The sequence below is a fragment of the Amycolatopsis sp. NBC_01307 genome (genome assembly GCF_035975215.1).
Classification (GTDB): domain Bacteria; phylum Actinomycetota; class Actinomycetes; order Mycobacteriales; family Pseudonocardiaceae; genus Amycolatopsis.
Window position 1 is genome coordinate 2,795,165 of record NZ_CP108403.1, and the last position, 18,630, is coordinate 2,813,794.

The 18,630-nt window shown below is 71.5% G+C and carries 15 protein-coding genes; 12 read left to right on the forward strand and 3 right to left on the reverse strand.

Annotated elements, in window-relative coordinates:
- Positions 1-5: 5 nt before the first annotated feature.
- The gene (locus tag OG439_RS12295) at positions 6-1,076 is read left to right on the forward strand and encodes an HAD-IIIC family phosphatase (RefSeq protein ID WP_326951533.1); all 1,071 of its coding nucleotides are present in this window, start codon (positions 6-8) and stop codon (positions 1,074-1,076) included.
- A gap of 77 nt (positions 1,077-1,153) precedes the next feature.
- On the opposite strand, the gene OG439_RS12300 is transcribed toward OG439_RS12295, so the two are convergent.
- Complete coding sequence (locus tag OG439_RS12300) at positions 1,154-1,819, reverse strand: class I SAM-dependent methyltransferase (RefSeq protein ID WP_326949516.1); 666 nt, start codon at positions 1,817-1,819, stop codon at positions 1,154-1,156.
- A gap of 52 nt (positions 1,820-1,871) precedes the next feature.
- Positions 1,872-2,504, reverse strand: a complete 633-nt coding sequence (locus tag OG439_RS12305) for a DUF742 domain-containing protein (RefSeq protein WP_326949517.1) — start codon at positions 2,502-2,504, stop codon at positions 1,872-1,874.
- 268 nt (positions 2,505-2,772) lie between these two features.
- Between OG439_RS12305 and OG439_RS12310 the strand changes: the two genes are divergently transcribed.
- The 10 genes from OG439_RS12310 (at position 2,773) to OG439_RS12355 (ending at position 15,975) form a co-directional block, all read left to right on the forward strand.
- On the forward strand, positions 2,773-5,691 hold the full coding sequence (locus OG439_RS12310; protein WP_326949518.1) for an AAA family ATPase: 2,919 nt from the start codon (positions 2,773-2,775) through the stop codon (positions 5,689-5,691).
- Between the two features lie 6 nt (positions 5,692-5,697).
- Complete coding sequence (locus OG439_RS12315; protein ID WP_326949519.1) at positions 5,698-8,517, forward strand: AAA family ATPase; 2,820 nt, start codon at positions 5,698-5,700, stop codon at positions 8,515-8,517.
- A gap of 358 nt (positions 8,518-8,875) precedes the next feature.
- On the forward strand, positions 8,876-9,568 hold the full coding sequence (locus OG439_RS12320) for a helix-turn-helix transcriptional regulator (RefSeq protein WP_326949520.1): 693 nt from the start codon (positions 8,876-8,878) through the stop codon (positions 9,566-9,568).
- Between the two features lie 400 nt (positions 9,569-9,968).
- Positions 9,969-10,904: a 1-phosphofructokinase gene (pfkB, locus tag OG439_RS12325; protein WP_247051677.1), complete on the forward strand. Its 936-nt coding sequence runs from the start codon at positions 9,969-9,971 to the stop codon at positions 10,902-10,904.
- A gap of 93 nt (positions 10,905-10,997) precedes the next feature.
- Positions 10,998-12,107, forward strand: coding sequence for a mannitol-specific PTS transporter subunit IIC (gene mtlA, locus OG439_RS12330; RefSeq protein WP_326949521.1), 1,110 nt, complete (start codon positions 10,998-11,000; stop codon positions 12,105-12,107).
- A 34-nt stretch (positions 12,108-12,141) separates the two neighbouring features.
- Positions 12,142-12,450 (forward strand): PTS lactose transporter subunit IIB, encoded by a 309-nt coding sequence (locus OG439_RS12335; RefSeq protein WP_247051679.1) that lies wholly within the window; start codon positions 12,142-12,144, stop codon positions 12,448-12,450.
- The gene (locus OG439_RS12340) at positions 12,440-12,895 is read left to right on the forward strand and encodes a PTS sugar transporter subunit IIA (RefSeq protein WP_247051680.1); all 456 of its coding nucleotides are present in this window, start codon (positions 12,440-12,442) and stop codon (positions 12,893-12,895) included. Before OG439_RS12335 ends, OG439_RS12340 begins: the two co-directional genes overlap by 11 nt.
- The gene (locus OG439_RS12345) at positions 12,892-13,950 is read left to right on the forward strand and encodes a zinc-dependent dehydrogenase (RefSeq protein ID WP_326949522.1); all 1,059 of its coding nucleotides are present in this window, start codon (positions 12,892-12,894) and stop codon (positions 13,948-13,950) included. Before OG439_RS12340 ends, OG439_RS12345 begins: the two co-directional genes overlap by 4 nt.
- A gap of 36 nt (positions 13,951-13,986) precedes the next feature.
- Positions 13,987-15,654: a phosphoenolpyruvate--protein phosphotransferase gene (gene ptsP / locus OG439_RS12350; protein ID WP_326949523.1), complete on the forward strand. Its 1,668-nt coding sequence runs from the start codon at positions 13,987-13,989 to the stop codon at positions 15,652-15,654.
- Between the two features lie 36 nt (positions 15,655-15,690).
- Positions 15,691-15,975 carry an HPr family phosphocarrier protein gene (locus OG439_RS12355; RefSeq protein WP_247051683.1) on the forward strand — a complete coding sequence of 95 codons (285 nt, stop codon included), beginning with the start codon at positions 15,691-15,693 and terminating at the stop codon, positions 15,973-15,975.
- Between the two features lie 178 nt (positions 15,976-16,153).
- Here the strand turns inward: OG439_RS12355 and OG439_RS12360 are convergent, their stop codons facing one another.
- A complete protein-coding gene (locus OG439_RS12360; protein WP_326949524.1) occupies positions 16,154-17,212 on the reverse strand; it encodes a DegT/DnrJ/EryC1/StrS family aminotransferase in 1,059 nt (352 codons plus the stop codon).
- A gap of 195 nt (positions 17,213-17,407) precedes the next feature.
- On the opposite strand from OG439_RS12360, the gene OG439_RS12365 reads away from it, so the two are divergent.
- Complete coding sequence (locus OG439_RS12365; RefSeq protein ID WP_247051685.1) at positions 17,408-18,442, forward strand: GDP-mannose 4,6-dehydratase; 1,035 nt, start codon at positions 17,408-17,410, stop codon at positions 18,440-18,442.
- The last annotated feature ends 188 nt before the right edge of the window (positions 18,443-18,630 follow it).

An 18,630-nucleotide genomic window follows, 5' to 3' on the forward strand; every position in this document is an offset into this window, starting at 1 on the left:
CGCAAATGGTCAAGTGTCTCGTGTGGGACCTCGACAACACGCTGTGGAACGGGACACTGCTGGAGGACGGCTCGGTCGAGATCCCCGAGCCGATCCGGGAGCTCGTGCGGACCCTGGACGCGCGCGGCATCCTGCAGACCGTCGCGAGCAAGAACGACCACGACCACGCCTGGGCGCGGCTGGAGGAGCTGGGTCTCGCGGAGTACTTCGTGCTGCCGCGGATCGGCTGGAACCCGAAGTCGGAGTCCATCCGGTCGATCGCGGACGAGCTGAAGTTCGCCCTCGACACCATCGCCTTCGTCGACGACCAGGAGGCCGAGCTCGCCGAGGTGACCTTCCACCTCCCGCAGGTGCGGACCTACCGCGCCGAGCAGGTGCTGGAGCTGGCCGGCCTGCCGGAGTTCAGCCCGGCGACGGTCACCGTCGACTCGCGCCGCCGTCGCCAGATGTACCAGGCGTCGTTCCGCCGCCAGGAGGCGCAGGCCGGCTTCACCGGCCCGGACGAGGACTTCCTGCGGTCGCTGGAACTGAAGATGACGATCAGCCCGGCGACCGACTCCGAGCTGACGCGCGTCGAGGAGCTGACCCGGCGCACGAGCCAGATGAACGCGACCGGCGTCCACTACTCCCACGAGGCGCTGAGCGCGCTGATCGACGACCCCGGGCACCGGGTGCTCGTGGTGAGCATGCAGGACCGGTTCGGCCCGCACGGCGCCGTCGGCGTGCTGCTGCTGGAGACCGGGTCCGAGGTCTGGCACCTGAAGCTGCTCGCCACGTCCTGCCGGGTCGTGTCGTTCGGGGCCGGCTCGATCATCCTGCGCTGGCTGATCAACCAGGCCGCCACCGCCGACGCGCACCTGGTGGCCGACTTCCGGCCGACCGACCGCAACCGGATGATGGAGATCGCCTACCGCTTCACCGGGTTCGCCGACGAGGCGTGCGCGTGCCAGGCGGTGCTCGCCGACCCGGGCCTGGACGGCCTGCAGCGCCTGCACCTCGAGCCGGTGCCGCAGGAGGAGCCGACGACGGTGGCCCTGGTCGCCCCCGACCTCACCGAGGCGATCAGCGTGCACTGAGCGCCGTAGCAAGACAAAACCGAAGGCCGCCGCGGGAATCCCGCGGCGGCCTTCGGTTTGTGCATGTCGTCGGGGGTTCAGCTCGCCTTGCGGATGAGGGTGATGCCGTCGGCGACCGGCAGCAGCGACATCTCCACGCGCGGGTCGTCCCGCACGAAGCGGTTGAACTCGCGGATGGCCACCGTGTCGGGGTCCTGGGCGTCCGGGTCGGTGACCCGGCCGAAGAACAGGGTGTTGTCGACGACGACGAGCCCGTCCGGTGCCAGCAGCATCAGGGCGGCCTCGTAGTAGGCGGCGTAACCCGCCTTGTCGGCGTCGATGAAGACCAGGTCGATCGAGCCCGGGCCGTATTCGGCGAAGAGCGAGTCGAGCACCGCGGTCGCCGGGGCGATCCGCAGGTCGATCCGGTCGTCGACGCCGGCCCGCTTCCAGTAGGGCCGGCCGAACGCCGGCCAGCGGTCGGTGACGTCGCAGGTGATCAGCAGGCCGCGGTCGGGCAGCGCCCGGGCCATGCAGAGTGAGCTGTAGCCGGTGAAGGTGCCGACCTCCACCACCGTCCGCGCCCGCGTGAGCTTGACCAGCAGCGCGAGCAACTGGCCCTCCTCGGCGGACACCTGCATCGCCGCACCCATCGGCAGCGACGCCGTTTCTTCTCGCAACTCGCGCAGGATCTCGTCCTCGGCACGGGAATGGTCGCTCACGTACGTGAGCACGTCGGAGGACGCCAGTAGTTGGCTCGCCATGGCGTGAGCGTAGGGGCGCGGCTACCTGGAACTGTCTAGTAAGTCGGGCCGCTCAGCCGAGCCGCAGCAGGCCCGCGTGGACGCGGTGCAGCAGCTCGAGCGGCGGCCGGTCGGTGCGCCCGAGGTCGGTCCCGCGCGCGAGCAGCAGGCCGTCCCGGATGCCCTGCAGGACGAGCGGGCGGGTGACGTCGAGCGGCCGCATGAGGTAGGCGGCGACCTCGGCCACCGACGTCGGGATCTGGCACATCCGGCAGACGGCCACGAGGTCGGGGTCGAGGCCGGTGGTGGTCCGGTGCCGCCCGGTCGTGGTCAGCATGACCTCGGGCAGCAGGGGGTGCCGCGGTCCCGGCCGCGGCGGCCGGGTGCCGCGGACGTAGGGCCGCGGGCGGAGTGGCTCGCGCATGCCGAGCGGCTCGCGGGCGGGGCTCTCCGCCGCCGGCCAGGACGGCTCGGACGGCTCGGGCGGCTCGGCGGCGGGCGTTTCGGGTGGTCCGGCGAGCACGGCTGTGGCCGCCGTGCCCGCTTCGGCCCCGTTCGTGCCCGGATCCGGGCTCGCGGCGGCCGGCTCGGACTTGGGTTTGGGTGTGAACCCATGTTCGACCCACAGCTCGTACTCACCCCAGCCGCCGAAGGACAGCGGGTGGTATTCGATCTTGCTGGGGCGGCGTTTACGATTCTTATTCATGTTTCTGGCCCCGTAAAGTCCGTGTGCGGCGCGGCGCACAGCCTGGCCACCGGGCGGTCAGGCCTGTCAAGTATCACCGCCAGAGACGTGGGTTTTCCTGGGACTTCGTGGGTAGTGCGTTGTCCACGAGGCCCAAGTACAGACAAAACGAAGGCGTTGGGCTTGTTAAACCAACATTCTGCGTCCTACGCTGGGAGGCCAAGTCGCTCGACGCAACGATGGGTGAGCGGCGGCGACGAGCCGCTGTGTGGGTCGGAGGGTGATGGTGTTGCCCGGACCAGGTAGGGCCGAACCGGCGATGGCGGACGCGCTCGTCCGCCCTGTCGCGGCGCCCGCCGTCCGGGATCGCCCGGCCGGTGGTGACGGCCCCGCGGCGCCGTCGGTGCTGACCCTCCCGTGGCGGGGCGAGTTCGAACGCCGCGCCCGGCGCGCCGGGAACGTCCGCTTGGTCGAACGCGAAGACGAGATCGCCGTGCTGCGCCGCGGGATCCGCGGCGCGGTCGCCGGCCGGTCCGGCCGGGTGGTCGTCGTCGGCCCGCGTGGCGCGGGCAGCAGCGCGTTGCTCGCCGCGGCCGTCCGCGAAGCGCGCGTCGCCGGGATGATCACGGCGTTCGCCCGCTGCACGCCCGCCGAGTCCACCGTCCACCGCGGCGTGATCAACCAGCTCTCCGCGGACATCGCGGGCGCCGGCTGCCGGCTGGACAGCGGCACGCGCACCTGCGGCCGGACGCAGACCGAGCGGACCATCCCGACGTTGTGCGGGGACTTCGTGGGGGTCGCGAGCCAAGGGCCGCTCCTGATCGCCGTCGACGACTCGCAGTGGTCCGACCCGGGCTCGCGGGCCTGGCTCGAGGCCATGGAACACCGCCTGCAGCAGGCGCCGATCCTGCTGGTCCGCGCCGTCATGCAGGCCGGTCACCGGCCGCTCGCCGTGCGGGCCGACGGGGTGGACACCGTCGTCGTCCGCCCGCTGACCGAAGACGGCCTGCGGCAGCTGGTCGCGGACCGCTTCCCGGGCACCCGCCCGGACGCGCGGTTCGCCGCCGGGCTGCACCTCGCCACCGGCGGCAAGCCGGCACTGGTGGCCCCGGTCCTCGAACGGCTGTCCGCCGCCGGGCTCGAGCCGGTCGCCGAGCGCCTGCCCGCGGTCATCGCGCACCTGGCCGACCTGCGCGACGCCGACCTCGCCGTCTCGATCGCCGCCCTGCCGGCCGACGCCCTGCACCTGCTGCGGGCCATCGCGATCTGCCGCGGCCTGCTCGACTTCGAGCTCGTGACGACCCTGGCCGGCCCGCTCACCGGCTCGGCCGAAGTCGCCCTGCGCATGCTCAGCGGGTTCGGTCTCGTGTTCGGCGGCGCGGAGCCCAAGGTCGCCGACGACGTCACCGCGGACGCCGCACTGGGCACCCTGAACTCCGCCGAGCGCGCCGCGCTCGCGACCCGCGCGGCCGAGCTGGCCTACCGCGCGGCGGTGCCGGACGACCAGCTCGCCGAGCTGCTGACCACGATCCGGCCGATCGGCACGACCTGGGCGGTCGCCACCCTGCGGCGCGCCGCCGAGCAGCGTCGCGCGGTCGGCGACCGGCACGGCGCGGCGCGGCTGCTGACGCGGGCGCTGCGCGAACCGGTCAGCCAGGCTGAACGCCGGAAGCTGATGCTGGGCCTGGCCCTGGCCGAGGTCGCCGACCAGCCCGAGCTGAGCGACCTGCGGCTGCAGCGGGTGCTGCTCGACGCCGGGCCCGAGGTCTCCGGCGCCGTCCTGCTCGACGCGGCCGACCACCTGCTCTCGCGGGGCGACACCCGCACCGCGCACCGCGCGATCGCGGCGACCTGGCGGCGGCGCAGCGCGTTCGACGCCGGCACGTCGGCGCTCGCCGCGCTCGGCTGGCTGGCGCAGGAGGACTCCGTGGCTGGCCCGGTCGTGCCGACGCCGGTGTTCGGGGCGCCCGCGGCGCAGCCCGGCCCGCCCGACGCGGCGCGCGCCGCGACGATCGCGTCGGAGCTCGCCGGCCGGGGCCGCGAGTTCGACCGGGCCCGCGAACTGGCCCGGCTGGCGCTCGCGCCGCGGTCCGGGAAACTCCCGTCCAGCCTGCGGATCCAGGCCTCCTGGGTGCTGTTCTGCACCGACGACCTCACCGAAGCCGTGCTGGGCCTGACCGACGTGCTGCAGGACGCCACCCGCGTCGGCGCCCGGGCGGCCGCGGCCAACGCGCTGCTGATGCGGGCCCGCTGCGAACTGCGGCGCGGCAACCTCGGCCAGGCCGAGGCCGACATCGAGGCGGCGGAAACCCGGCTGCCGGAAGCGGCCTGGCACCCGCGCTCGGTTTCGCGGCTGCTGGCCGTGCGGGCCGAGTTCGCCCTGGCCGGCCTGCGGTTGGACGAGGCCGAAAAGGCCGTCGCCGACCCGCTTCCCGCCGGCGCCGAAGACGGCATGGCCGCCGCGTACTTCCTGGTGCAGCGGGGCGCCGTGCGCCTCGCCGGCGGCGAGCCGGCGGCGGCGCTCGAAGACTTCCGCGCGGCCGGCCGCGGCACCCGCGCCCGGCGCGAAGGCAACCCCGTCGACCTGCCGTGGCGCACCGGTGTGGCGATCGCGCTGGCCCGGCTCGGCGAGCCCGCCGCGGCCGCGGAGATCGCGCGGGAAGCGTTGGCGCGCGCGGAGACCTGGGGCGCCTCGAGCGGCCGGGGCACGGCGAACCTTTACCTGGCGGAGGTCTTCGGCGGTGCCGAAACCCGGGCCCGGCTGGAAGCGGCGGTCGCCCTGCTGGAGGGATCGCCGCTGCGGGTCCAGTTCCTCACCGCGGTGACCGATCTGGCCGGCGCCTGCCTCGACGACGGCGATCCGGTGGAGGCGGCGGCGCTGCTGGGCCGGGTTTCCACGATCCGCCCGCTGCTGCTGCCCGCCGGTCTCGTGGCCAAGATCCGCGACGTGACCGGCCGGCTGACGCGCAGCACCGGCACGGCCGCCGTCGAGCCGGTGGCGGGCGACCCCGTCGGCTCACTGTCCGAAGAGGAGGCCAGCATCGCGGCCCTCGCCGCCGCGGGTCATTCGAACTCGGAGATCGCGCGGTCGCTGCGGTTGAGCGGCCGGCTCGTCGAACTCCGGCTCACGCGGATCTACCGGAAGCTGACGGTGACCGGGCGGCGCCAGCTGACCGAGCTCATGAGCCCCGATTCCGCGGCGAGTTGATGACCGGTGCTACTTGAGCGTGACGCCGAGCGGGCCGCGATCGCGACCGCGCTGAACGCGGCCGCGGGCAACGACGGCTCGCTGCTGCTGATCAGCGGGCCGGCGGGCAGCGGCAAGTCGGCGCTGCTGCGGGACGCGACCGCGTCGGCGCTGGCCGCCGGCGCCCGCGTGCTGCGCGCGGACGCCACCCAGCTCGAAGAGGACTTCGCCTTCGGCATCGCGCAGCAGCTGTGCCGCCCGGTGCTCGTCGCGGCCGGCACGGCCGAGCGGGAACGCTGGTTCCAGGGCGCGTCCGAGCAGATCCTGCGCGCGCTGACCGAAGAGCGGCTCGTCACCAACGGCCACGAGCACAACCTGCCCACCGAAGCCGTCCTCTATGGACTGCACACGGTGGTGCACGCGATGTCGCACGACGACCTGGTCGTGGTGATCGTCGACGACCTGCAGTGGGCGGACCACGGCTCGCTGCGGCTGCTGGCCTACCTGGCCAAGCGGCTCAGCGGGTCGCGGATCCTGCTCGCGCTGGCCGTGGCGGAGGAGTGCGAGGCGCCGAAGTACGCGCTGGTGCACGAGCTCGTCACCGCGGCCGCGCGGATCGTCGTCCCGGCGCCGCTGTCGCCCGACGGCGTCGCGTCGATGGCCGAGGTCGCGTTCGGCGAACGCGCCGAGGAACCGTTCACCGCCATGCTGCACCGGGTTTCGGGCGGCAACCCGGCCAACGTCGCGACCGTCCTCACCGGACTGGTCGGCGAAGGCCTGCGGCCGATCGCCGCGCAGATCACGGCGGCCACGGCCGAAGCCGAACGCCTGCTCGACCACCGCATCATGCTGTCGCTCGGCTCGCAGCCGCCCGCGGTGCTCGCGCTGGTGCGCGCGGTCGCGGTCCTCGGCGACCTCGCCGAGCCGCAGCTCGCCGCCGACCTGGCCGGCCTCGACGAGGTCGAGTACAAGTCGGCGCTGCAGAGCCTCGAACGTCTCGGCCTGCTCGTCCACGACGAGCGCCGGATCGGCTTCGCCAACGCCACGGTCCGGGAAGGCGTCGAGCCGGCGATCCCGGTGGAACTGCGCGAAGTCCTCTACCGCCGGGCGGCGCGGCTGCTCTACGAGCACGGCCGGCCCGCCGAGCGCGTCGCGGAAAAGCTGATGAAGGTCGGCGCGGCGGAGGACCCGTGGGAGGTCCGCATCCTCAGCTCCGCCGCGGGAACCGTGCTGGAGCGGGGCGCCGGCGACCTGGCCGCGCGCTACCTGCGCCGGGCCTTGCTCAACACCTCGCCCGACAGCGAGGAACGCGGCCGCCTGATGGTGGAGCTCGCCGCGGCGGAACGCGGGTTCGACCTGATCGCGTCGGCGCGGCACGTCTCGCAGGCGTTGTCCCTGCTGCCCGCCGGGCCCGCGCAGGCGGAAGCGGCGCTGTGGATCCCGCCCGCGCTCGCGGTGACGGTGCCCGCGCTCGGCGCGGCCGTGCGCACCGCCGTCGACTCCGTGCTGCGCGACGCCGACCCGGCCGCCGGCACGGACCTGGAGCTGCGGGCGGAGGCGCGGACCTGGTACCCGGGGGCCCGCCCGCCGGGCCAGGGTGACGCCGCCTTGGCGCGGCTGCGCGAGCTGGAGACGGCCGAACGGCTCGACTCGCCCGCCGGCCGCGAACTCGCCGTCGTGCTGCTGCACTCCGCCGCGTTGTCGGGCAGTGTCGCGGCCGACGAGGTCGAGACCGTCCTCAAGCGACTCGTCACCGAGGAGCCGTTCGACCCGGCGCACGCCTACACCGCCCTGCCCCTGCTGGTCACCACGCTGGTGGCCGCCGACACCGCGAGCGTGCTCGAACCGGCGCTGGCCGCGGCGGCGGAGCAGGCGACCCAGCGCCGGTGGCAGGACACCGCGCACCTGATCGCCGCGGAGACCGCGGAAGTCAAGCGCGCGCAAGGGGATCTCGCCAAGGCCCGGCGGATCGCGCTGGGCGTCCTCGAAGGCGCCGACCACGAAACCTGGCCCGACGCGCTCGCGCTGTCGGTCACCACGCTGGCCCAGATCGCCTTGGAGACCCAGGATCCCGAGCTCGGCGAGCGGCTGCTGGCGGTGCCGATGGACAGCACCGATCACCGCGTGTTCGCCGCGCGCCGGCTGACCCGCGGCATGATCGACCTGGTGCGCGGCGATCCGGCCACGGCGCTGGGCCGGTTCCTCGACTGCGGGCGGCGGCTCGAGCGCGAGGGCTGGGTCAACACGCCCCAGTACCCGTGGCGCACCTGGGCCGCGCTGGTGCGGCAGCGGATGGGCGACCTGCCGGCCGCGCAGGCGCATGCCGCGGCCGAAGACGTCGTCGCCCAGCAGTGGGGGAGCCCGCTGAGCGTCGGGCGTTCCCTGCGGTTGCAGGGCATGCTGACCGGCGGCGCCGACGGCATCGGCCTGCTCTACGAGGCCGCGGGCATCATCCGCGAGTCGGAAGACCTCGCCGAACGGGCGCGGACGTCGGTGGTCCTCGGGACCCGGCTGCTCGACTCCGGTGAGCCGGACGCGGCGGGATTCCTTGCGGAGGGCCGGGAACTGGCCAAGGCCATCGGCGCGACGTGGCTCGACGGCACGGGGGAGACCGAGCTGAACGGGCCCGTGCTGCGGTTTTCCGGCGGCGGCCTGGAAAACCTGACGAAGGCCGAGGCCGCGGTGGCCCGCCTCGTCGTGCGTGGCTGGACCAACCAGCAGATCGCGGACTCTCTGGGGGTAACCCGGCGCGCGGTCGAGAAGAATCTGACCGGCGCCTACCGCAAGCTCGAGGTCAGCGGCCGCGCCGAGCTCATCGAGCACCTCGGCGAGTCCGAGCGCGACTGACCCCCGGGGTACGGACCCCGGTGCGGTTCCGCACCCGGGGTACGGACCGCACGCGGCGTGCGGTGCGGGGGTTCGGACCCCCATTCACCTGCGAATCCCCTGGCCCAGGCCAAGACGTGCCCGCACAGGGGTCACCACCGGCGTTCGGTACCGAACCGCACCGCACCGCACTCCGTACCTCCGTACCCCCAACGGGGGCGCACCACAGTGTTAAGGCCGGGTGTCCGCAACCTGTTGCCCCCGCTAATCGGCCGTGCCTAACATGATCTGCGTCACCCCGGAGATGTGGCTCGCACGATCGCCACCAGTACCCGGCTTTCTTGTCGGAGTGCTTCTCGCCGAAGAGAGGAATCCCTTCATGAGTGCAGACGTTGCAGATGCGGTCACAGGCGTGAGCCTGGCTTCGGCGCTGGAGCGAATCAGCCGCCCCGCGCCGCGGAAGCCGGCTCCCCGACCGGTCACCCCGGAAATGTGCATGGTGAACGTCGACCACCGGCTGCGCATTGTCTCGGCCAGCATGGAATTCTTCCGCGTGTTCGAGCGCACTTCCGACGGCGTCACCGGCACCAGCCTGTGCGACCTGCTCCACCCCAGCGTGCGGGACAAGGTCGAGCAGCAGCTCCGGCTGCTGGTGCGCGGTGAGCGCACCCGCTTCGCCGAGCGGATCCTGGTCATGCGGGACAACGGCACGACGCTCAGCGGCGATTTCCTGGGCTCGACCGTGCACAGTGTCGGTGACCGGCTCGACAGCCTCACCGTGGTTTTCCGGCCGGACAAGTCCGACCGGGACAACCAGGTCGCCGTCACGCGGAAGAAAATCCTGACCGAGATGGACGCCCGCATTCTCGAGGGCGTCGCGTCGGGTGTTTCGACGATTCAGCTGGCGGCCAATCTCTACATGAGCCGGGGCGGCGTCGAATACCACGTGACGACGCTGCTGCGGAAGATGAAGGTGAAGAACCGCCCCGCGCTGATCTCGAAGGCCTATTCCATGGGCATCTTCGGGGTCGGTTCCTGGCCGCCGCGCGCGCTGCCGGACTTCGTCCGGTGACACGCCGGTGGTGACGGGCCGGACCGGTGACGCCGAGGGCGGGCCGCAGGCGCACTCGCGAGACGGGTGGGCGTGCGGCCCGCTTCGCTGTGTCAACCGGGACTTCGTCCCGGGCCGGGGGCTCCGCCACCCGGAACCCCCGAAAGCGGCTGTCTGCGGACACCCAATGTTGGCTCGTGACCCGGGTCACCGCCCTGGTGTGGCTTTATGTGGCTTTACCCGATGGTCACACGGCGTCCCCGAGTGGGCACGGATCAGAGTGTTTTGGCTGCACAAGGTGACAGTCCGCCGGTCATCTGATGGTAACGGTTCGATACTCCTCGAGATCGGGTCTTGCAAACGCAGGCGAACACAGGCAATATCACTCAAACCAAAGAGGTTCCGGCGGAGGTGTACTGAAGTGTTCGTGACTCTGACGGCGAACCCGAGCGTCGATCGCACGGTCGAGGTCGACCGGCTGAACCGGGGCGGTCTCCACCGCGCTTCGGGCGCCAGCGTGCAGCCGGGTGGAAAAGGCATCAACGTGGCGCGTGCCTTGGTGCGCAACGGACTCAAGGCCCGCGCGGTGGTTCCCGCCGGCGGTGCCGAAGGCGACCAGCTGATCAGCTTGCTCGAGGACTACAACATCGATGTGGTCCGGGTTCGCACGGAAGAGTCCGTGCGCAGCAACATCAGCGTCGTCGAGCCGGACGCCACCGTGACGAAGGTGAACGAGATCGGCCCGCACCTCACGGGGCGGGAGATCGAAACCCTGTGCGACGTCCTGCTGGCCAACGTGGCCGACGCGGAATGGGTTGTGGCGGCGGGAAGTCTGCCGCCCGGTGTGAACGAGGACTTCTACGCGGAGCTCATCGCGCGCCTGGCCCCCAGCGGGGTCCGGGTCGTCGTCGACACCAGCGGCCCGGCGTTCCGGACGTCGGTGAAAGCCGGGCCGGCGTTGGTGAAGCCGAACCTCGACGAGCTCGAGGAAGCGGTCGACCGTCAGCTCGACACGGTGCGGGACGTCGTGGACGCCGCACAGGAACTGCGCTCTCTGGGCGCGGGCACGGTTTTGGCCAGTCTCGGCAGCAAAGGTGCCGTGCTGGTCGAAGACGCGGGGATCTGGTGCGCCAACGCATCGGCCGAACCGCGCAGTTCGGTCGGTGCCGGCGACGCGATGCTCGCCGGTTTCCTGGCGGCAGGGGGGAGTGGCCCGCAAGCGCTGGCCACAGCCGTCGCCTGGGGTGCGGCCGCGGTGTCGCTCCCGGGAAGCACGATGCCGGGTCCCGAAGACGTGGGGGCACGACGAGTGCGGGTGGACCCGCATCCCGGCTGGGACGAAAAGATTCGCGAATAGCCCTGGGGCACCACGCGAAGCGGCTCGCCCCGACCACCGCCATCCGGTGATGGCGAAACCCTCAAATCACCTTTCCAGAAGAGGAAGCCAACGATGACAACCACCACGGAGATCGACGACGAAACTCCGTCGAGGGCGGAGCGCGCGCGGGTTTCGATCCAGCGCTTCGGCGGTCAGCTCGCGAGCATGGTCATGCCGAACATCGGGGCGTTCATCGCCTGGGGCCTGATCACCGCGTTGTTCATCCCGAGCGGGTGGACACCGAACGCGCACATCGCCGAGCTCGTCGACCCGATGATCAACTTCCTGCTGCCGGTCCTGATCGGTTACACCGGTGGCCGGCTGGTGCACGGCCAGCGCGGTGCGGTCGTGGGTGCGGTCGCGACGGTCGGCATCGCGGTCGGTGCCTCCATCCCGATGTTCCTCGGCGCGATGATCGTCGGCCCGCTCGGTGGTTTCCTGATCAAGCTGTGGGACGACAAGGTCGGCAGCAAGACCGCGCCGGGCTTCAAGATGCTCGTCGACAACTTCAGCGCCGGCATCATCGGCGGCATCATGGCGGTGCTGGGCCTGCTGGGCATCGGCCCGGTCGTGCAGGGCATCACCAAGGGCCTCGGCAACGGCGTGCAGGCCCTGATCGACGCCCACCTGCTGCCGCTGGTCTCGATCATCGTCGAGCCGGCCAAGGTGCTGTTCCTCAACAACGCGATCAACCACGGCGTGCTGAGCCCGCTGGGCGTCGCCGACGCGTTGAAGGACGGCAAGGCCATCGAGTTCCTGATCGAGCCGAACCCCGGCCCCGGTCTCGGCATCCTGCTGGCGCTGACGTTCTTCGGCGCCCGCAGCGCGCGGGCCACCGCGCCGGGCGCGATCGTCATCCAGTTCCTGGGTGGTATCCACGAGATCTACTTCCCGTACATCCTGGCCACCCCGCGCCTGATCCTGGCCGCGATCGCCGGTGGCGCCGCGGGTGTCGCGACGTTCGCGATCTTCGACGCCGGCCTGACGGCGACGCCGTCGCCGGGCAGCATCATCGCGGTCCTCGCGGTGACGCCGAAGGGCGGTTACCTGGGCGTGGTCCTGGGTGTCCTGATCGCCGCGGCCGTATCGTTCGTCGTCGCTGCGGCCTTGCTGAAGTTCGGCAAGGATGCCCGCAGGGAAGAGCGGGAACTGGCCGTCGCCGAAGGCGGAGCGGTGGCTTGACGATCATCGTCGATCGAAGGAAGGAAGTGCGGTTGTGAGCAGCATCGAAGGCAAGGAAGTCAAGAAGGTCATCATCGCCTGCGACGCCGGGATGGGCAGCAGCGTGATGGTCGCGTCCCAGCTGGCCAAGCGGCTGAAGCCCTACTCGGTCAAGGTCGAGCACACGCCGGTCAACGAGATCCCGGGCGACGCCCAGGTCGTGCTCTGCCAGAGCACCCTCGTGAAGCGGGCCCGCAAGGCCAACACCACGGCGGTGATCCTCGGGTTCCAGAGCTTCCTGGGTGACCCGGTGTTCGACCAGGTCGAGCAGGCGATCAGGGACGGCGGTTCCCTTGCCGACTGACGCTTCCATCCTCAGCGCCGAGTCGGTCCTCATCGGCTGCACCGCCCCCGACCAGGCCGACGCGATCACGCAGGTCGGCCGGAAGCTCCTGGAGCTGGGGGCGGTGGAGCCGGGCTACCTCGACGCGATGCACGAGCGCGAACGCTCCGTCTCGACCTTCCTGGGCGAGGGCGTCGCGATCCCGCACGGCACCGACGAGTCCCGCCGCTTCGTGAAGCGGACCGCGCTCGCGATCCTCCAGTTCCCCGACGGGGTCGACTGGGACGGCAACGAGGTCCGGCTGTGCGTCGGCATCGCGGCCAAGGGGTCCGAGCAGGTCGGCATCCTGTCCTCGCTCGCCCGGATCCTGATGGACGGCGAGCAGGTCCGGCAGCTGCGGGAAGCACCGGACGCCGAGACGATCTTGCGACTGTTGAACCAGATGGACGAGGAGTTCTCCGAATGAAGGTGGCACGTTTCTACGCGCCAGGTGACCTGCGGGTCGAAGACGCCGACGAGCCCAGCCCGGGCCCGGACGAGATCAAGATCCGGGTGCACAACACCTCGACGTGCGGCACGGACCTGAAGATCTTCCGCCACGGGCACCACCACATCGACCCGCCGCGCGTGATCGGGCACGAGATCGCCGGCGAGGTCGTCGAGACCGGCGCGAACGTCTCCGGCTGGGAGTCGGGCGACCGCGTGCAGGTCATCGCCGCGATCCCGTGTGGTGAGTGCAAGCAGTGCCTCAAGGGCCTGCAGCAGGTGTGTCCGAACCAGCTGTCGATGGGGTACCACTTCGACGGCGGCTTCGCCGAGTACATGATCGTGCCGAAGCAGGTCCTCAAGGTCGACGGCGTCAACCGGATCCCGGAGGGCGTCAGCTACGCGGAGGCCTCGGTCGCCGAGCCGCTGGCGTGTGTCCTGAATGGACAGAGCTTCGCGCAGGTCGGCGAGGGCGACGTCGTCGTGGTCGTCGGCGCCGGTCCGATCGGCTGCCTGCACGTGCGGCTCGCCCGCGCCAAGGGCGCGGCGGCCGTCTACCTGGTCGAGCTCAACCGCGGCCGGCTCGACATGGCCGCCGAGCTGGTCAAGCCCGACGCCGCGATCTGCGGCGCCGAGGAGGACCCGGTCGCGAAGGTCCTCGAGCTCACCGGTGGCGACGGCGCGGACGTGGTCATCACGGCCGCGGCGGCGGGCAAGGCCCAGGAGGACGCGCTCAAGATGACCGCGCGCCGCGGCCGGATCAGCTTCTTCGGCGGCCTGCCGAAGGACAACCCGATCATCGCGTGCGACTCGAACCTGGTGCACTACCGCGAGCTGACCATCTACGGCGCCAACGGGTCCAGCCCCGAGCACAACCGCCAGGCGCTCGAGCTGATCTCGTCGGGCAAGGTCCCGGTCGACGACCTGATCACCCACCACCTCCCGCTCTCGGACGTGCTGAAGGCGATCGACATCGTCAGCAGCGGCGAGGCGATCAAGGTGACGATCGAGCCGGGCGCGGCCGTCCCCGCGTGAGCGGTGAGGGCCCGAATCCCAAGGAGGCGACCAACGGTGGTTGACGAACTGCGCGGCAACCCGGCGAGCCCGGGCGCGGCCGCCGGGCCGGTGGTGCGGCTGACGCCGCCCCCGGTCCTGCCGGAGCACTGGGACACGCCGTCGGCTCCCGAGGAGGAGCTGGCGGCGGCGACCGAAGCGCTCGACGCGGCGGTGGCGGACCTGGAGAAGCGCGCGGCGACGGTTTCGGGCGAGTCCAAGTCCATCATGGACACCCAGATCATGATGGCGCAGGACCCGACGCTGCGGACCGGGATCCAGGAGGGGGTGGCCGCCGGCCGCCCCGCCGCCTGGGCGATCCGCGACGCGTTCGGCAAGCACGTGGCCGCGCTGGAGGCCATCGGCGGCTACCTCGGCGAGCGGGCGGCCGACCTGATCGACATCCGGGACCGGGCGATCGCCGCCGCGCTGGGGCTGGCCCAGCCCGGCATCCCGGACGTCGACGGCACGTTCGTCCTCGTCGGCCAGGACATCGCGCCGGCCGACACGGTGCTGCTCGACCCGGCGAAGGTGCTCGGCATCGTCACCGAGAAGGGCGGCCCGACCAGCCACACGGCGATCGTCGCCCGCGCACTCGGGATCCCGGCGGTGGTCGGCTGCGCCGGCGCCGCGGGCCTGGCGGACGGGCAGCGGATCGCCGTCGACGGCGGGCGCGGCACGGTCGTCGTCGACCCGACGGACGACTACGTCCGGCAGGTCGAGGCGGAAGCGGCGTCGCTGAAGGAGAAGCTGGCGGCGCACAGCGGCCCCGGCGCCACCGCGGACGGCCACCCGGTCAAGCTGCTGCTCAACGTCGGCAGCGCCGGCGGGGTGGAGCAGGACGCGGCGGCCGACGCCGAGGGCGTCGGGCTGTTCCGCACCGAGTTCCTGTTCCTGGACCGCACGGAGGCCCCGACGGTCGAGGAGCAGCGGGCGGCCTACGGCGAGGTGCTGCGCGGGTTCGGCGGCCGGCCGGTCGTCATCCGCACGCTGGACGCCGGCGCCGACAAGTACATCCCGTTCGCGAACACCGAGGACGAGCCGAACCCGGCGCTGGGCGTGCGCGGTTACCGCGTCGGCGTCCGCAACCCGGGGCTGCTCACCGCGCAGCTGGAGGCGATCAGTCTGGCGGCGGCCGACCACGAGGCCGACGTGCGGGTGATGGCGCCGATGATCGCCACGCCGGCGGAGGCCGCGGCGTTCCGCGACCTCGCCCGTGAGCACGGGATCGGCCAGGCCGGTGTGATGATCGAGGTGCCCGCCGCGGCGATCCGGGCGGCGGACATCCTGGCGGAGGTCGACTTCGTCAGCATCGGCACCAACGACCTTTCGCAGTACACCTACGCCGCGGACCGGATGCTGGGTGAGCTGGGGGACCTGCTCGACCCCTGGCAGCCGGCGTTGCTGGCGCTCGTGGCGAACGTCGCGGCGGCGGCCAAGGAGGCCGGCAAGTCCGCCGGCATCTGCGGCGAGGCGGCCAGCGACCCGGGCCTGGCCCCGGTGTTCGCCGGCCTGGGCATCACCAGTCTGTCGATGTCGGTGTCCGCGGTCCCCGCGGTCCGCGCCGCGTTGAAGGACTACACCCTCGAACAGTGCGAAACCCTCGCCCGCGAGGTGCTTTCCGCGTCCGACGTGCCGACGGCGCGCCGGATCGCGGAGGAATTCTCCGCCAAGACGGCCGGCTGACGCGTCACAGCTTTCTCCACGAGATGGGAATCGGGAATGTCCAGTAAAAAGGTGGTAATCGGCTCGCCCGTCGGGCTGCACGCGCGTCCGGTCAAGCTGCTCGTCGAGGCCGCGGGCCGGCAGCCGGTGCCGGTGAAGATCGGCCGCACCGAGGACAAGCTGGTGGACGCCACCAGCATCCTGGGCGTCATGGCGCTCGGTGTCCGCGGCGGCGAAGAGGTGCTGATCTCGGCCGAGGGCGAAGGCGCCGACGCCGCCGTGACGGAGATCGCCGAGCTGCTGGCGCGCGATCTCGACTCGGCCGAGCAGCCGGCCGGCTGACGTCGGTGGTCCGGCAGGCGACCCCCTGGTCTGCCGGCCCACCGCCGCGCCGGAGTGCCCCTCCGGCCCACGAACGCCGGTGAGCCGTCCTGGTCACTGTCCGGGCGGCTCACCGGTCCCCAAACCTGACCCCCAAACCTGACACAGCCCGCCGGTTTCCCGGCGGGCTTCCGTCGTCTCAGTTGCTGCCGTAGAACTCCGCGACGCGGTCCACGATGAAGTCCTGGTCGCTCTCCTCCAGGCCGACGTAGGTCGGCAGGTAGAAGCCCTGGGCGGCCAGGCGGGCCGCGTTCAGCTCCGGCCACTTCGGGTCGAGGTACATCGGCTGGCGGCTCATCGGCTGGAAGAACAGCCGCGTCTCGACGCCGGCGGCGCTCAGGTGGGCACGCAGCTCGTCGCGGCCCTCGGCCAGCAGGTCGTACATCCACAGGACGTCGCGGCCGGGCATGCGGGTGATCCCGGGGATGCCGGAAAGCCTTTCGTCGTACTGCTTTTCGATCCGGGACCGCAGCTCGAGGATCTCGTCGATCCGCTCCACCTGGGCCAGCGCGACGCCGGCCTGCAGGTTGGTCATCCGGAAGTTGTAGGCCAGCTTCTTGTGGACGAAGTCGTGGGCCTTGCTGAAGGCCATGCCGCGCAGGTGCTTCATCTGCTCGGCCAGCCGCGCGTCGTTCGTCAGGCAGATACCGCCCTCGCCGGACGAGATGATCTTGTTGGCGTACAAGGAGAAGCACGCGATGTCGCCGACCGGGCGGACGCCGTGGGCCTCGGCCGAGTCCTCGACGACCCGCAGGTTGTACTGGTAGGCGAGGTCCATGATCGCGTCCATGTCGCAGCGCCGGCCGTAGATGTGCACCGGCATGATCGCCTTGGTGCGCGGCGTGATCTTCGACTCCAGGAGTGCGACGTCGATGTTGAGGTCGTCGCCGCAGTCGACGAAGACCGGTGTGGCACCGGTGTAGGTGACCGCCCAGGCCGACGCGATCATGGTGAACTCCGGCACCAGTACCTCGTCGCCGGGCCCGATGCCGAGCGCGCGCAGGGCGAGGGTCAGCGCCGTCGTCCCGGAGGAGCAGGCGACGCCGTGGCCCTGACCGTTCCAGTCGGCGAAGGTCTCTTCGAAACGCTGCACGAACGGGCCCTGGGAGGAGATCCAGCCCGTCGTCACCGCTTCGGTGACGTAGTAGATCTCACGGCCGGTGAGATGGGGCTGGGAGACGGGATATCGGAATGCCATCAGGTCCTCGCATGCCTCGGCTACCGGAAAGCTGCAGGATGGACCCGCTGAAGACGGGAAATCACCAGTAGTTCCCGATGGGGGCACGGATTGTCCAATGTTTTCCAGGGCGGGGCGGGTGTGTGATCGAGCGGATCAGCGGCGGTGCCGGGCGGCCGCGAGCACGGCCGGTTGGCCGGTGAACGTGGGAGAGCTATGACGAAACGAGCATTGATCACAGGTGTCACGGGACAGGACGGCTCTTACCTGGCCGAGCACCTGCTGGCACTGGGCTACGACGTGTGGGGCCTGGTGCGCGGTCAGGCGAACCCGCGCAAGTCCCGGGTCAGCCGGATCGCCGCCGAGCTGAACTTCGTCCACGGCGACCTGCTGGACCAGGCGAGTCTCGTCGGGGCCGTGGACCTGGTGCAGCCGGACGAGGTCTACAACCTGGGCGCGATCTCGTTCGTGCCGATGTCGTGGCAGCAGGCCGAGCTCACCACCGACGTCAACGGCATGGGCGTGCTGCGCGTGCTGGAGGCGATCCGGATGGTCTCCGGGCTGGACAAGTCGCGGACCACCGCGCCGGGCAGCCAGATCCGGTTCTACCAGGCGTCGTCGTCGGAGATGTTCGGCAAGGCGGCCGAGACACCGCAGAACGAGAAGACGATCCTGCACCCGCGCAGCCCGTACGGCGTCGCGAAGGCCTACGGCCACTACATCACGCGCAACTACCGCGAGTCCTACGGGATGTACGGCGTCTCGGGCATCCTGTTCAACCACGAGTCGCCGCGCCGCGGCATCGAGTTCGTCACCCGCAAGATCTCCAACGCGGTCGCGCGGATCAAGCTGGGCCTGCAGGACGAGCTGCGCCTCGGCAACCTCGACGCCGTGCGCGACTGGGGCTTCGCCGGCGACTACGTCCAGGCGATGCACCTCATGCTGCAGCGCGACGAGGCGTGCGACTACGTGATCGGCACCGGCCGGATGCACACCGTCCGCGACGCCGCCGACATCGCGTTCGCCGCCGCCGATCTCGACTGGCGCGACTACGTCGTCGTCGACCCGAGCCTGGTGCGCCCCGCCGAGGTCGAGACGCTGTGCGCCGACGCCACGCTGGCCCGCGCCGATCTGGGCTGGAAGCCGTCGGTGCCGTTCGAAGAGCTGATGCGCATGATGGTCGAATCCGACCTGCACCAGACCGCCCGGGAGCTGGACCTCGGCGAGGCGCTGACCGCCGCCGTCTGGTAACCGGCCCAGGCCGGTCCCGGATGAACTCGGCGGTCGCGGCCCGGGCGAAGTGCCGCCGAGGACGATTTCCGCCGCAGAAAACCATTTTCCGCGCCCCGGGCGGCAGCCGGCCGTGCGCCGGACTGCCACCGCAGCAGCCGTCCCGGGGCGCCACCGCTCGCCGTCGTGTCGGGATGGGTTGCTGATTC

Coding starts and splice junctions, on each gene's coding strand:
- OG439_RS12365 (WP_247051685.1), top strand. CDS start 17,408: ATGACGAAACGAGCATTGATCACAGGTGTCACGGGACAGGACGGCTCT.
- mtlA (WP_326949521.1), top strand. CDS start 10,998: ATGACAACCACCACGGAGATCGACGACGAAACTCCGTCGAGGGCGGAG.
- OG439_RS12360 (WP_326949524.1), bottom strand. CDS start 17,212: ATGGCATTCCGATATCCCGTCTCCCAGCCCCATCTCACCGGCCGTGAG.
- OG439_RS12355 (WP_247051683.1), top strand. CDS start 15,691: ATGTCCAGTAAAAAGGTGGTAATCGGCTCGCCCGTCGGGCTGCACGCG.
- OG439_RS12305 (WP_326949517.1), bottom strand. CDS start 2,504: ATGAATAAGAATCGTAAACGCCGCCCCAGCAAGATCGAATACCACCCG.
- OG439_RS12345 (WP_326949522.1), top strand. CDS start 12,892: ATGAAGGTGGCACGTTTCTACGCGCCAGGTGACCTGCGGGTCGAAGAC.
- OG439_RS12300 (WP_326949516.1), bottom strand. CDS start 1,819: ATGGCGAGCCAACTACTGGCGTCCTCCGACGTGCTCACGTACGTGAGC.
- OG439_RS12320 (WP_326949520.1), top strand. CDS start 8,876: ATGAGTGCAGACGTTGCAGATGCGGTCACAGGCGTGAGCCTGGCTTCG.
- OG439_RS12295 (WP_326951533.1), top strand. CDS start 6: ATGGTCAAGTGTCTCGTGTGGGACCTCGACAACACGCTGTGGAACGGG.